This window comes from Escherichia sp. 10290 (assembly GCF_030295155.1).
Classification (GTDB): Bacteria; Pseudomonadota; Gammaproteobacteria; order Enterobacterales; family Enterobacteriaceae; genus Escherichia; species Escherichia coli_F.
This window is the reverse complement of sequence record NZ_AP025741.1, coordinates 4,020,880-4,034,266: the sequence shown is the minus strand read 5'-3', so window position 1 is coordinate 4,034,266 and position 13,387 is coordinate 4,020,880. Positions and strand designations below refer to the sequence as shown.

The 13,387-nt window shown below is 53.0% G+C and carries 14 protein-coding genes; 10 read left to right on the top strand and 4 right to left on the bottom strand.

Annotation, left to right across the window (positions count from 1 at the left end; all coding sequences use genetic code 11):
- Positions 1-150 precede the first annotated feature (150 nt).
- From rbfA to mtr, 8 genes are all read left to right on the top strand, one after another.
- Positions 151-552, top strand: a complete 402-nt coding sequence (rbfA, locus tag QUE74_RS20405) for a 30S ribosome-binding factor RbfA (protein WP_001040205.1) — start codon at positions 151-153, stop codon at positions 550-552.
- Positions 552-1,496: a tRNA pseudouridine(55) synthase TruB gene (gene truB / locus QUE74_RS20400; protein WP_000089701.1), complete on the top strand. Its 945-nt coding sequence runs from the start codon at positions 552-554 to the stop codon at positions 1,494-1,496. The genes rbfA and truB overlap by 1 nt, the downstream gene beginning before the upstream one ends.
- 148 nt (positions 1,497-1,644) lie before the next feature.
- Positions 1,645-1,914, top strand: a complete 270-nt coding sequence (gene rpsO, locus QUE74_RS20395) for a 30S ribosomal protein S15 (RefSeq protein ID WP_000059466.1) — start codon at positions 1,645-1,647, stop codon at positions 1,912-1,914.
- Between the two features lie 245 nt (positions 1,915-2,159).
- A complete protein-coding gene (gene pnp / locus QUE74_RS20390; RefSeq protein ID WP_001298330.1) occupies positions 2,160-4,295 on the top strand; it encodes a polyribonucleotide nucleotidyltransferase in 2,136 nt (711 codons plus the stop codon).
- A 108-nt stretch (positions 4,296-4,403) separates the two neighbouring features.
- Positions 4,404-5,288, top strand: coding sequence for a lipoprotein NlpI (gene nlpI / locus QUE74_RS20385; protein WP_000802080.1), 885 nt, complete (start codon positions 4,404-4,406; stop codon positions 5,286-5,288).
- A gap of 106 nt (positions 5,289-5,394) precedes the next feature.
- A complete protein-coding gene (gene yrbN, locus QUE74_RS20380; RefSeq protein WP_010723222.1) occupies positions 5,395-5,475 on the top strand; it encodes a protein YrbN in 81 nt (26 codons plus the stop codon).
- Complete coding sequence (gene deaD / locus QUE74_RS20375; protein ID WP_001295553.1) at positions 5,468-7,357, top strand: ATP-dependent RNA helicase DeaD; 1,890 nt, start codon at positions 5,468-5,470, stop codon at positions 7,355-7,357. The genes yrbN and deaD overlap by 8 nt, the downstream gene beginning before the upstream one ends.
- A 151-nt stretch (positions 7,358-7,508) precedes the next feature.
- Complete coding sequence (gene mtr, locus QUE74_RS20370) at positions 7,509-8,753, top strand: tryptophan permease (RefSeq protein WP_000224337.1); 1,245 nt, start codon at positions 7,509-7,511, stop codon at positions 8,751-8,753.
- A gap of 117 nt (positions 8,754-8,870) precedes the next feature.
- On the opposite strand, the gene QUE74_RS20365 is transcribed toward mtr, so the two are convergent.
- The 3 genes from QUE74_RS20365 to ubiU form a co-directional block, all read right to left on the bottom strand.
- Positions 8,871-9,878: a luciferase-like monooxygenase gene (locus QUE74_RS20365; RefSeq protein WP_000130377.1), complete on the bottom strand. Its 1,008-nt coding sequence runs from the start codon at positions 9,876-9,878 to the stop codon at positions 8,871-8,873.
- An 80-nt stretch (positions 9,879-9,958) separates the two neighbouring features.
- Entirely contained in the window at positions 9,959-10,837 is an 879-nt protein-coding gene (locus tag QUE74_RS20360; RefSeq protein ID WP_001296442.1) for a U32 family peptidase, read from the bottom strand.
- Positions 10,838-10,845: 8 nt separating this feature from the next.
- Entirely contained in the window at positions 10,846-11,841 is a 996-nt protein-coding gene (ubiU, locus tag QUE74_RS20355; RefSeq protein ID WP_001354986.1) for a ubiquinone anaerobic biosynthesis protein UbiU, read from the bottom strand.
- A 208-nt stretch (positions 11,842-12,049) separates the two neighbouring features.
- Here ubiU and ubiT point away from each other — a divergent pair, with 208 nt between their 5' ends.
- Positions 12,050-12,574 (top strand): ubiquinone anaerobic biosynthesis accessory factor UbiT, encoded by a 525-nt coding sequence (gene ubiT, locus QUE74_RS20350; protein ID WP_001295552.1) that lies wholly within the window; start codon positions 12,050-12,052, stop codon positions 12,572-12,574.
- Entirely contained in the window at positions 12,568-13,071 is a 504-nt protein-coding gene (locus QUE74_RS20345; RefSeq protein WP_000908554.1) for a GNAT family N-acetyltransferase, read from the top strand. Before ubiT ends, QUE74_RS20345 begins: the two co-directional genes overlap by 7 nt.
- Here QUE74_RS20345 and yhbQ read toward each other — a convergent pair.
- Positions 13,058-13,360, bottom strand: coding sequence for a DNA damage response exodeoxyribonuclease YhbQ (gene yhbQ / locus QUE74_RS20340; RefSeq protein ID WP_000189330.1), 303 nt, complete (start codon positions 13,358-13,360; stop codon positions 13,058-13,060). The genes QUE74_RS20345 and yhbQ overlap by 14 nt on opposite strands.
- Positions 13,361-13,387 lie beyond the last annotated feature (27 nt).

Sequence of the window (13,387 nt, the reverse complement as noted above, 5' to 3'; positions counted from 1 at the left end):
TCTATGCGGGATAAGGCGTTTACGCCGCATCCGGCATGGATTGCCTGATGCGACGCTGGCGCGTCTTATCAGGCTACGTGAACAGCCCTTCTAACTGAAATTAATTTTAAAAAGGGGCTAACAGCCCCTTTTTTGTCAGGAGAATTTATTATGGCGAAAGAATTTGGTCGCCCGCAGCGCGTAGCGCAGGAAATGCAAAAAGAGATCGCTCTCATCCTGCAACGCGAAATTAAAGATCCTCGTCTGGGCATGATGACCACCGTTTCCGGTGTCGAAATGTCTCGTGACCTGGCGTATGCAAAAGTATATGTGACGTTCCTTAACGACAAAGATGAAGACGCGGTTAAAGCGGGCATCAAAGCGTTGCAGGAAGCTTCTGGTTTCATCCGCAGCCTGCTGGGGAAAGCGATGCGCCTGCGTATCGTGCCGGAACTGACCTTCTTCTACGACAACTCTCTGGTTGAAGGGATGCGCATGTCAAACCTGGTGACCAGCGTGGTCAAACATGACGAAGAACGTCGTGTTAACCCGGACGACAGCAAGGAGGACTAATGAGTCGTCCTCGTCGTCGCGGTCGCGACATTAACGGCGTTTTGTTGCTGGATAAACCGCAGGGGATGTCCAGCAACGATGCGCTGCAAAAAGTGAAACGGATTTATAACGCCAACCGTGCCGGGCATACCGGTGCGCTGGACCCGCTGGCGACCGGCATGCTGCCGATTTGCCTCGGGGAAGCCACCAAGTTTTCCCAGTATCTGCTGGACTCTGACAAACGCTATCGGGTGATTGCGCGTCTTGGACAGCGTACCGATACTTCTGATGCCGACGGACAAATCGTTGAAGAACGTCCGGTAACCTTTAGTGCAGAGCAACTGGCGGCGGCACTGGATACTTTCCGTGGTGATATCGAACAGATCCCATCGATGTATTCAGCACTGAAATACCAGGGCAAAAAACTGTACGAATATGCGCGTCAGGGAATTGAAGTCCCGCGTGAAGCACGCCCGATTACCGTTTATGAATTGCTGTTTATTCGCCACGAAGGCAATGAACTGGAGCTGGAAATTCACTGCTCAAAAGGCACCTATATCCGCACTATCATTGACGATCTCGGCGAAAAACTCGGCTGTGGCGCGCATGTTATTTACCTGCGTCGCCTGGCTGTAAGTAAATATCCGGTTGAACGGATGGTGACTCTGGAACATCTGCGTGAACTGGTTGAGCAAGCCGAGCAGCAGGATATTCCGGCAGCGAAGTTACTTGATCCATTACTGATGCCAATGGACAGTCCAGCTTCGGACTATCCGGTGGTGAATCTTCCGTTAACGTCTTCTGTTTACTTCAAAAATGGTAACCCGGTTCGTACATCCGGTGCGCCGCTGGAAGGACTGGTTCGCGTTACAGAAGGTGAGAATGGCAAGTTTATCGGTATGGGCGAAATTGACGATGAAGGCCGCGTTGCGCCTCGTCGCCTGGTGGTTGAATACCCGGCGTAATGTTAACCGTCTTGCGATAACAAGTCGCTACGAGTAGAATACTGCCGCTTAACGTCGCGTAAATTGTTTAACACTTTGCGTAACGTACACTGGGATCGCTGAATTAGAGATCGGCGTCCTTTCATTCTATATACTTTGGAGTTTTAAAATGTCTCTAAGTACTGAAGCAACAGCTAAAATCGTTTCTGAGTTTGGTCGTGACGCAAACGACACCGGTTCTACCGAAGTTCAGGTAGCACTGCTGACTGCACAGATCAACCACCTGCAGGGCCACTTTGCAGAGCACAAAAAAGATCACCACAGCCGTCGTGGTCTGCTGCGCATGGTTTCTCAGCGTCGTAAACTGCTCGACTACCTGAAACGTAAAGACGTAGCACGTTACACCCAGCTCATCGAGCGCCTGGGTCTGCGTCGCTAATTCTTGCGAGTTTCAGAAAAGGGGCCTGAGTGGCCCCTTTTTTCAAACTGACGGCAGCAATTCACTGGAAACTAATGTATTGTTGCTATGAATGATCTTCCGTTGCAGAGGTTCGCGCGGCTAATGAGAGGCTTTACCCACATTGGGCTGGGTTAGGGTTGTCATTAGTCGCGAGGATGCGCAGAAGATCGGGTATTAACACCAGTGCCGTAAGGTGCTGTCTAAGAAAGAGAAAGGATATTACATTGCTTAATCCGATCGTTCGTAAATTCCAGTACGGCCAACACACCGTGACTCTGGAAACCGGCATGATGGCTCGTCAGGCTACTGCCGCTGTTATGGTTAGCATGGATGACACCGCGGTATTCGTTACCGTTGTTGGTCAGAAAAAAGCCAAACCAGGTCAGGACTTCTTCCCGCTGACCGTTAACTATCAGGAGCGTACCTACGCTGCTGGTCGTATCCCGGGTAGCTTCTTCCGTCGTGAAGGCCGCCCAAGCGAAGGTGAAACGCTGATCGCGCGTCTGATTGACCGCCCTATTCGCCCGCTGTTCCCGGAAGGCTTCGTCAACGAAGTTCAGGTTATCGCCACCGTGGTTTCTGTTAACCCGCAGGTTAACCCGGATATCGTTGCGATGATTGGTGCTTCCGCAGCACTTTCTCTGTCTGGTATTCCGTTCAATGGTCCGATTGGTGCTGCCCGCGTAGGTTACATCAATGACCAGTACGTACTGAACCCGACTCAGGACGAGCTGAAAGAGAGCAAACTGGACCTGGTTGTTGCCGGTACAGAAGCTGCCGTGCTGATGGTTGAATCTGAAGCTGAACTGCTGAGCGAAGACCAGATGCTGGGCGCAGTGGTGTTCGGTCATGAACAACAGCAGGTTGTTATTCAGAACATCAATGAACTGGTGAAAGAAGCCGGTAAACCGCGTTGGGATTGGCAGCCGGAGCCGGTAAACGAAGCGCTGAACGCGCGCGTTGCTGCGCTGGCTGAAGCTCGTCTGAGCGATGCTTATCGCATCACCGACAAACAAGAGCGTTATGCGCAGGTTGATGTCATCAAATCTGAAACCATCGCGACGCTGCTTGCTGAAGACGAAACCCTGGACGAAAACGAACTGGGTGAAATTCTGCACGCTATCGAGAAAAATGTTGTTCGTAGCCGCGTACTGGCAGGCGAACCGCGTATCGACGGTCGTGAAAAAGATATGATCCGTGGTCTGGATGTGCGTACTGGCGTGCTGCCGCGTACTCACGGTTCTGCGTTGTTCACCCGTGGTGAAACGCAGGCACTGGTTACCGCAACGCTGGGTACTGCACGTGACGCACAGGTTCTTGATGAACTGATGGGCGAACGTACTGACACCTTCCTGTTCCACTACAACTTCCCTCCGTATTCCGTAGGTGAAACTGGCATGGTCGGTTCTCCGAAGCGTCGTGAAATTGGTCACGGTCGTCTGGCGAAGCGCGGCGTGCTGGCAGTAATGCCGGATATGGACAAATTCCCGTACACCGTACGTGTAGTGTCTGAAATTACCGAATCCAACGGTTCTTCTTCTATGGCTTCCGTGTGCGGTGCGTCTCTGGCGCTGATGGACGCAGGTGTGCCAATCAAAGCTGCTGTTGCGGGTATCGCAATGGGTCTGGTGAAAGAAGGCGACAACTACGTTGTACTGTCTGACATTTTGGGCGACGAAGATCACCTGGGCGATATGGACTTCAAAGTTGCGGGTTCCCGCGACGGTATCTCTGCACTGCAGATGGATATCAAAATTGAAGGTATCACCAAAGAGATCATGCAGGTTGCGCTGAATCAAGCTAAAGGTGCGCGTCTGCATATCCTGGGCGTCATGGAGCAGGCGATCAACGCGCCGCGTGGTGATATCTCTGAGTTTGCACCGCGTATCCATACCATCAAGATCAATCCGGACAAGATCAAAGACGTTATCGGTAAAGGCGGTTCTGTTATCCGTGCCCTGACCGAAGAAACTGGCACCACCATCGAAATCGAAGATGACGGTACTGTGAAGATCGCAGCGACCGACGGCGAGAAAGCGAAACACGCTATTCGTCGTATCGAAGAAATCACCGCAGAAATCGAAGTGGGTCGCGTCTACAATGGTAAAGTGACCCGTATCGTTGACTTTGGCGCGTTTGTTGCCATCGGCGGCGGTAAAGAAGGTCTGGTCCACATCTCTCAAATCGCCGACAAGCGTGTTGAGAAAGTGACCGACTACCTGCAGATGGGTCAGGAAGTACCGGTGAAAGTTCTGGAAGTCGATCGCCAGGGCCGTATCCGTCTGAGCATTAAAGAAGCGACTGAGCAGTCTCAACCTGCTGCAGCACCGGAAGCTCCGGCTGCTGAACAGGGCGAGTAAGGTTGCCATTTGCCCTCCGCTGCGGCGGGGGGCTTTTAACCGGGCAGGACGCCTTGTTAGCAACCGGGAACAGGACGTTCATTCAACCGTGGTCTTCGGGAGTGGGAAATGAAGCCTTTTTTGCGCTGGTGTTTCGTTGCGACAGCACTTACGCTTGCAGGATGCAGTAATACTTCCTGGCGTAAAAGTGAAGTCCTCGCGGTACCATTGCAACCGACTTTGCAGCAGGAAGTGATTCTGGCACGTATGGAACAAATCCTTGCCAGTCGGGCTTTAACCGATGACGAACGCGCACAGCTTTTATATGAGCGCGGAGTGTTGTATGATAGTCTCGGTCTGAGGGCATTAGCGCGTAACGATTTTTCGCAAGCGCTGGCAATCCGACCGGATATGCCTGAAGTATTCAATTACTTAGGCATATATTTAACGCAGGCAGGCAATTTTGATGCTGCCTATGAAGCGTTTGATTCTGTACTTGAGCTTGATCCAACTTACAACTACGCGCACTTGAATCGCGGGATCGCATTATATTACGGCGGTCGTGACAAGTTAGCGCAAGATGATCTGCTGGCGTTTTATCAAGACGATCCCAATGATCCTTTCCGTAGTCTGTGGCTTTATCTCGCCGAGCAGAAGCTCGATGAGAAGCAGGCTAAAGAAGTGTTAAAACAGCACTTCGAAAAATCGGATAAGGAGCAGTGGGGATGGAACATTGTCGAGTTCTACCTGGGCAACATTAGCGAACAAACGTTAATGGAAAGGCTCAAGGCGGACGCAACGGATAACACCTCGCTCGCTGAGCATCTCAGTGAAACCAACTTCTATTTAGGTAAGTACTACCTAAGTCTGGGGGATTTGGACAGCGCCACGGCACTGTTCAAACTGGCGGTTGCCAACAACGTTCATAACTTTGTTGAGCACCGATACGCATTGTTGGAATTATCGCTCCTGGGCCAGGACCAAGATGACCTGGCAGAATCGGACCAGCAATAGCTGACGTACACATCAGCCCGTAATCTTTTTTGATTGCCATCACCTTAACGGGTGAGGGCGTTGTTGTTCGTTAATACACCTACTTTGAGCCGGTTCACACTTTTCAATGAAAATTGCTGATCAATTTCATGATGAGTTATGTAGACTGGCCGCCATTAATTTTGAGGCACACGTACTACATGGCTGAATTCGAAACCACTTTTGCAGATCTGGGCCTGAAGGCTCCTATCCTTGAAGCCCTTAACGATCTGGGTTACGAAAAACCATCTCCAATTCAGGCAGAGTGTATTCCACATCTGCTGAATGGCCGCGACGTTCTGGGTATGGCCCAGACGGGGAGCGGAAAAACTGCAGCATTCTCTTTACCTCTGCTGCAAAATCTTGATCCTGAGCTGAAAGCACCACAGATTCTGGTGCTGGCACCGACCCGCGAACTGGCGGTACAGGTTGCTGAGGCAATGACGGATTTCTCTAAACACATGCGCGGCGTAAACGTGGTTGCCCTGTACGGCGGCCAGCGTTATGACGTGCAATTACGCGCCCTGCGTCAGGGGCCGCAGATCGTTGTCGGTACTCCTGGCCGTCTGCTGGATCACCTGAAACGTGGCACTCTGGACCTCTCTAAACTGAGCGGTCTGGTTCTGGATGAAGCTGACGAAATGCTGCGCATGGGCTTCATCGAAGACGTTGAAACCATTATGGCGCAGATCCCGGAAGGTCATCAGACCGCTCTGTTCTCTGCAACTATGCCGGAAGCGATTCGTCGCATTACCCGCCGCTTTATGAAAGAGCCGCAGGAAGTACGCATTCAGTCCAGCGTGACTACCCGTCCTGACATCAGCCAGAGCTACTGGACTGTGTGGGGGATGCGTAAAAACGAAGCGCTGGTACGTTTCCTGGAAGCGGAAGATTTTGATGCGGCGATTATCTTCGTTCGTACTAAAAACGCGACTTTGGAAGTGGCAGAAGCTCTTGAGCGTAACGGCTACAACAGCGCTGCACTGAACGGTGACATGAACCAGGCGCTGCGTGAGCAGACTCTGGAACGCCTGAAAGATGGTCGTCTGGATATCCTGATTGCGACCGACGTTGCGGCCCGTGGCCTGGACGTTGAGCGTATCAGCCTGGTAGTTAACTACGATATCCCGATGGATTCTGAGTCTTACGTTCACCGTATTGGTCGTACCGGCCGTGCGGGGCGTGCTGGTCGCGCACTGCTGTTCGTTGAGAACCGCGAGCGTCGTCTGCTGCGCAACATTGAACGCACTATGAAGCTGACCATTCCGGAAGTAGAACTGCCGAACGCAGAGCTGCTGGGCAAACGCCGTCTGGAAAAATTCGCCGCTAAAGTACAGCAGCAGCTGGAAAGCAGCGATCTGGATCAATACCGTGCACTGCTGAGCAAAATTCAGCCGACTGCAGAAGGTGAAGAGCTGGATCTCGAAACTCTGGCAGCCGCACTGCTGAAAATGGCACAGGGTGAACGTACTCTGATCGTGCCGCCAGATGCGCCGATGCGTCCGAAACGTGAATTCCGTGACCGTGATGACCGTGGTCCGCGCGATCGTAACGACCGTGGCCCGCGTGGCGACCGTGAAGATCGTCCGCGTCGTGAACGTCGTGATGTTGGCGATATGCAGCTGTACCGTATTGAAGTGGGCCGCGATGATGGTGTTGAAGTTCGTCATATCGTTGGCGCGATTGCTAACGAAGGCGACATCAGCAGCCGTTACATCGGTAACATCAAGCTGTTTGCTTCTCACTCCACCATCGAACTGCCGAAAGGTATGCCGGGTGAAGTGCTGCAACACTTTACGCGTACTCGCATTCTCAACAAGCCGATGAACATGCAGCTGCTGGGCGATGCACAGCCGCATACTGGTGGTGAGCGTCGTGGTGGTGGTCGTGGTTTCGGTGGCGAACGTCGTGAAGGCGGTCGTAACTTCAGCGGTGAGCGCCGTGAAGGTGGTCGTGGTGATGGTCGTCGTTTCAGCGGCGAACGTCGTGAAGGCCGCGCGCCGCGTCGTGATGACTCTACTGGTCGTCGTCGTTTCGGTGGTGATGCGTAATTCGCTGACCCGCAGAACTCTGCCGTAAAGTAAAATATACAGCCCCGATTTTAACAATCGGGGCTTTTTTTCTGTCTTTTGTACTCGTGTACTGGTACAGTGCAATGCATAACAACGCAGTCGCACTATTTTTCACTGGAGAGAAGCCCTCATGGCAACACTAACCACCACCCAAACGTCACCGTCGCTGCTTGGCGGCGTGGTGATTATCGGCGGCACCATTATTGGCGCAGGGATGTTTTCTCTGCCTGTGGTCATGTCCGGGGCGTGGTTCTTCTGGTCAATGGCGGCGCTGATCTTTACCTGGTTCTGTATGCTGCATTCCGGCTTGATGATTCTGGAAGCTAACCTGAATTATCGAATCGGTTCGAGTTTTGACACCATAACCAAAGATTTGCTAGGCAAAGGCTGGAACGTGGTCAACGGCATTTCCATTGCCTTTGTGCTCTACATCCTGACTTACGCCTATATTTCTGCCAGCGGTTCGATTCTGCATCACACCTTCGCGGAGATGTCGCTGAATGTTCCGGCACGAGCTGCAGGTTTTGGTTTTGCGCTACTGGTGGCGTTTGTGGTGTGGTTGAGCACCAAAGCCGTCAGCCGGATGACGGCGATTGTGCTGGGGGCGAAAGTTATTACCTTCTTCCTCACTTTCGGCAGTTTGCTGGGGCATGTGCAGCCTGCGACATTGTTTAACGTCGCGGAAAGCAATGCGTCTTATGCACCGTATCTGTTGATGACCCTGCCGTTCTGTCTGGCCTCATTTGGTTATCACGGTAACGTGCCGAGCCTGATGAAGTATTATGGCAAAGATCCGAAAACTATCGTGAAATGCCTGGTCTACGGTACGCTGATGGCGCTGGCGCTGTATACCATCTGGTTGCTGGCGACGATGGGCAACATCCCTCGTCCGGAGTTTATCGGCATCGCCGAGAAGGGCGGTAATATTGATGTGCTGGTACAGGCGTTAAGCGGCGTGCTGAACAGTCGTAGTCTGGATCTGCTACTGGTCGTGTTCTCAAACTTTGCGGTAGCGAGTTCGTTCCTCGGCGTAACGCTGGGTTTGTTTGACTATCTGGCAGATCTGTTTGGTTTTGACGACTCTGCCCTGGGCCGCTTTAAAACGGCGTTGCTGACCTTTGCACCGCCTGTCGTGGGTGGCCTGCTGTTCCCGAACGGATTCCTGTACGCTATTGGTTATGCTGGCTTAGCGGCTACCATCTGGGCGGCAATTGTTCCGGCGCTGTTGGCCCGCGCATCGCGTAAACGCTTTGGCAGCCCGAAATTCCGTGTCTGGGGCGGCAAGCCGATGATTGCACTGATTCTGGTGTTTGGCGTTGGCAACGCACTGGTGCATATTTTATCGAGCTTTAATTTGCTGCCGGTGTATCAGTAATCAGCGGTGCCTTATCCGACATTTCTGCTGCCTACACAATGCCTGATGTGCTTCGCTTATCAGGCCTAGGTAGGACAGCGTTGCCAGCTCGGATAAGGCTTCCCACGTTAAAACACACTATCCCAGTAACTCTTCCTTAACATCCATCGCCAGCTCAAACGAATGCAGGCGCGCCTGGTGATCGAAAATCTGCCCGTTAACCATAATCTCATCCGCGTCGGTTTCGCGCAGGATCGACTGCAAACCATGACGCACTTTCGCTTTATCACCCACCAGCGACATATTCAGCGCCTGCTGCACGCCATACTGCTCAGACGGTGACCAGAACTGATCCATATTTTGAATCGGTGGCGGCAGTTGCCCGGTTTCACCGCGGCGCAGCTTCACAAAGGCTTGCTGCATTGAGGTAAACAGAAATTCAGCGTCGCGGTTGCTGTCGGCGGCGATAATATTGATGCACACCATCGCGTACGGTTTCTCCAGCCGCGCTGACGGTTTGAAGTTACTGCGATAAAGATGCAGCGCCTGGAACAGCATATCCGGTGCGAAGTGTGAGGCAAACGCGAACGGCAGACCAAGCTGCGCCGCCAGTTGTGCACTGTAAAGACTGGAGCCTAATAACCACACGGGGATTTTCTCGCCATAGCCCGGTACAGGGCGCACATGCGGATTGGGATCACGGGCGTCAAACCAGTCCACCAGCTCCGCGACATCGCGGGGGAAATTATCAATATCGCCGCTCATATGGCGACGTAGTGCCATCATTGTCCGTTGGTCACTACCTGGCGCACGACCCAGCCCCAAATCGATTCGCCCCGGATAGAGCGTATTGAGCGTACCGAACTGTTCGGCAATCACCAACGGTGAGTGGTTTGGTAACATCACGCCGCCAGACCCCAGATGCAGCGTGGTGGTATTTGCCGCCAGATAGCCAATCAATACTGATGTTGCAGCACTGGCAATGCCAGTCATATTGTGGTGTTCCGCCAGCCAGTAGCGATGATAGCCGCGCTTTTCAGCCAGACGGGCGAGGTCGAGAGAGTGGGAGAACGCTTCTCGCGCTGAAGAACCTTCGGGGATGGGGGCCAGATCGAGTAGCGAAAACGCAATGGTTTTATCAGTCATAACAGCTCACTTTGTTACCGATTAATCTTTAATACTGCATTAAAGGGTAGTTAAAGTTGTTAACAAAGTGAGCTATTTGCTTAGGCTTGCAGTTCCAGCCCAGCCAGCCGTCTCCAGTAGCCATTACAGTCGCTGTTTGCCGTCAACGGGAGTGGTGCAGCGCCATTTTCATTAGCGCGGAAGGCGTCGAGCATCGCGAAAGTGTCAGTACCCTGCGGTGACAGGCGGACCACATCAACCAGCCCCTGCATGGATGCCAGCTCGTTACCGAGGTTGTACACGTAGCCGCTCATGGTCTGAATGCCATTGAGCACAAACACTTGTTGGTTTTCCTGCGACAGCACGTTGCGCCCGTTCGGATACTTAATGCAGCAGGTTTCACACTCATCTTTTGGGCGGTCTTCCGAACGCGCGGTAAAGCAGCGGGCGGAGTAGGCCAGCGGCAGATGACCGTAGCTCAAGACTTCCACTTCAAACTGGTTGCGAATGCCCAGCTCATCGCACTGATTAAGCAGATTCACCAGCCAGTCGCGGGAAAGTTCCACCGGCATACACCAGCGCATCATTCCCTGTTTGAGCAATATTTTCAGCGTCACCGCGTTGTAGCAGTTCAGAGCGTGTCCGGCGACGAACGGCAGTTTGCGCTCAGCGCACATATTCACCACGCCGAGATCGCTGGCTTCAATCAGAAACTCACCGTTCTCAACATAGCGTTTCAGTTCGCCCAGTTCGGAGGATGCCTGCACCAGCGCCAGCGTGGAGAGCACAATCTGCTTGCCACTTCCGGCGAGCGATTTTGCCATCTCCAGCCAGTCGCCAACTTTGGTTGCCCGGCGTTTGCTACAGACCGCTTCACCGAGATAAATCACGTCTGCGCTGCTGGCGGCGGCCTGCTGATAAAAATCTTCCAGCGTCTCTTTTGGCCAGTACCACAGCACCGGCCCTAAGGAATATTTCATTACTTTTCTCACTGCCATTTACGGTGATACGCGCCAAGAGTGGTTTGTGTGCCTTCGGACATCGACCCGAGCGTCTCCATCCACGCGCTTTGCGGCACGAAGTTTTGCGGATCGGCCTTACAACGGTCGATAGCCTGACGCCAGACTTTCGCTACCTGGCTGACATACGCAGGGCTACGCTGGCGGCCTTCAATTTTCACCGAAGCGATATTCGCCGCCATTAACTCCGGCAGTAGCTCAAGGGTATTGAGACTGGTTGGTTCTTCCAGCGCATGATAGCGCTCGCCGTCCACCAGATAACGCCCTTTACACAGCGTCGGATAACCTGCGTTTTCGCCGTCCTGATAACGGTCGATCAGCACTTCGTTCAGGCGGGATTCCAGCCCCTGCGGCGTTTGCTGCCAGCGCACGAAACGGGCCGGAGAACATGCCCCCACGGTGTTGGGCGACTCACCCGTCAGATACGACGACAGATAGCAACGACCTTCCGACATAATGCACAGACTGCCGAAAGCGAACACTTCCAGCGGTACAGGCGTGACCCGCGCCAGTTGTTTCACCTGATGAATCGATAACACGCGCGGCAGCACCACGCGGGCAACGTCAAAATGGCGATGATAAAAGTGAATCGCCTCTTCATTGGTCGCCGAAGCCTGCACTGACACATGACGCTCAATATGCGGGTATCGCTGGGCGGCGTACTCCAGCATGGCGAGGTCGGCGAGGATCAGCGCGTCGGCACCCAGCTGCGCCGCCATATCCACGGCGCGCTGCCAGCGGGCGTAACCGTCCGGATGCGCAAAAGTGTTAATCGCGATGTGAAGTTTGCGGCGATGTTGATGGACAAAACTCACCGCTTCCTGCAATTTTTTCTCGGTAAAGTTAAGGCCGGCGAAGTGACGGGCATTGGTATCATCTTTTAGCCCGATATAAACAGCATCTGCGCCGTTTTCGATGGCCGCCTTAAGCGCCGGGAGATTTCCGGCAGGGCAGAGCAGCTCCATAATTTTTCCTGAAGGGTGCGCTATCAAAACGCAAAAATGTTAACGAACTGGGATTTTAGTTAACCTTGCAGCGACAATTTTTGATTTAAGGCAGTTAAAGTTGTATTGGTGGTAGCAGCAATTTCATATGGAATTGTTGATTTATACCGCTATGTTATTTTTCTGATATGGCAAAATAGGATGATTGTTGAAACAGGGAGTAAAACTCGTGTTGGATAAACTGCGTTCCCGTATTGTGCATTTGGGGCCATCTCTGTTGAGTGTACCGGTAAAACTGACGCCATTTGCGCTAAAACGCCAGGTTCTTGAGCAGGTCTTAAGCTGGCAATTCCGCCAGGCGCTGGATGATGGCGAGCTGGAGTTTCTTGAAGGCCGCTGGTTAAGTATTCATGTGCGTGATATTGACCTGCAATGGTTTACCTCGGTGGTGAATGGCAAACTGGTCGTTAGCCAGAACGCGCAAGCTGATGTGAGTTTTAGTGCCGACGCCAGCGATCTTCTGATGATTGCGGCGCGTAAACAAGATCCGGACACGCTCTTCTTCCAACGTCGGCTGGTGATTGAAGGCGATACGGAGCTGGGGTTATATGTGAAAAACCTGATGGACGCCATTGAATTGGAGCAAATGCCGAAAGCCTTACGCATGATGCTGCTGCAACTGGCGGATTTTGTTGAGGCGGGAATGAAAACCGCGCCTGAAACCAAACAGACATCGGTAGGTGAACCATGCTAATTCGAGTAGAAATTCCCATTGATGCGCCGGGTATTGATGCCCTGCTGCGTCGTTCATTCGAAAGCGATGCGGAAGCGAAGCTGGTTCACGATCTGCGTGAAGATGGCTTTCTGACGCTGGGGCTGGTGGCGACAGATGACGAAGGTCAGGTCATTGGCTATGTGGCATTTAGTCCGGTTGATGTGCAGGGCGAAGACCTGCAATGGGTCGGCATGGCACCGCTGGCGGTAGATGAAAAATACCGTGGACAGGGGCTGGCACGCCAACTGGTCTATGAAGGACTCGATTCGCTTAATGAGTTCGGCTATGCCGCAGTGGTGACGCTGGGCGATCCGGCGCTGTACAGCCGTTTCGGCTTTGAACTGGCGGCGCATCACGATCTGCGTTGTCGTTGGCCGGGCACTGAAAGCGCCTTCCAGGTACATCGTTTAGCGGATGATGCGCTGAACGGCGTAACCGGTCTGGTTGAGTATCACGAACACTTCAATCGCTTTTAATCTCCGGGGTTTGCAGGCTGCTCAACAGTTCTGCAAACCCTGCGCCTTCCGCTACCAGACGCTCTTTTTGCCGTTTGGTCAGTTGCTTGATGCGATATTCCATCCGTAACGCCAGCGAGCGGTCGCCCACTGGCGCGGAAAACGCCAGCGTCAGTTCTCCTTTCCCGCGCAGTGCTTTCGCCCCTTTTCCGCTTTGGTGCTGCTGATAGCGGCGTTCAACATCCGTGGTGATCCCGGTATAAAGCTTATTGTCGGCGGTACGGATCAAGTAAAGAAACCAGGGTGTCATCGTCTGCGTCACATGTTAAGGTCAGGC

Coding starts and splice junctions, on each gene's coding strand:
- rbfA (WP_001040205.1), top strand. CDS start 151: ATGGCGAAAGAATTTGGTCGCCCGCAGCGCGTAGCGCAGGAAATGCAA.
- truB (WP_000089701.1), top strand. CDS start 552: ATGAGTCGTCCTCGTCGTCGCGGTCGCGACATTAACGGCGTTTTGTTG.
- rpsO (WP_000059466.1), top strand. CDS start 1,645: ATGTCTCTAAGTACTGAAGCAACAGCTAAAATCGTTTCTGAGTTTGGT.
- nlpI (WP_000802080.1), top strand. CDS start 4,404: ATGAAGCCTTTTTTGCGCTGGTGTTTCGTTGCGACAGCACTTACGCTT.
- yrbN (WP_010723222.1), top strand. CDS start 5,395: ATGAAAATTGCTGATCAATTTCATGATGAGTTATGTAGACTGGCCGCC.
- deaD (WP_001295553.1), top strand. CDS start 5,468: ATGGCTGAATTCGAAACCACTTTTGCAGATCTGGGCCTGAAGGCTCCT.
- mtr (WP_000224337.1), top strand. CDS start 7,509: ATGGCAACACTAACCACCACCCAAACGTCACCGTCGCTGCTTGGCGGC.
- QUE74_RS20365 (WP_000130377.1), bottom strand. CDS start 9,878: ATGACTGATAAAACCATTGCGTTTTCGCTACTCGATCTGGCCCCCATC.
- QUE74_RS20360 (WP_001296442.1), bottom strand. CDS start 10,837: ATGAAATATTCCTTAGGGCCGGTGCTGTGGTACTGGCCAAAAGAGACG.
- ubiU (WP_001354986.1), bottom strand. CDS start 11,841: ATGGAGCTGCTCTGCCCTGCCGGAAATCTCCCGGCGCTTAAGGCGGCC.
- QUE74_RS20345 (WP_000908554.1), top strand. CDS start 12,568: ATGCTAATTCGAGTAGAAATTCCCATTGATGCGCCGGGTATTGATGCC.
- yhbQ (WP_000189330.1), bottom strand. CDS start 13,360: ATGACACCCTGGTTTCTTTACTTGATCCGTACCGCCGACAATAAGCTT.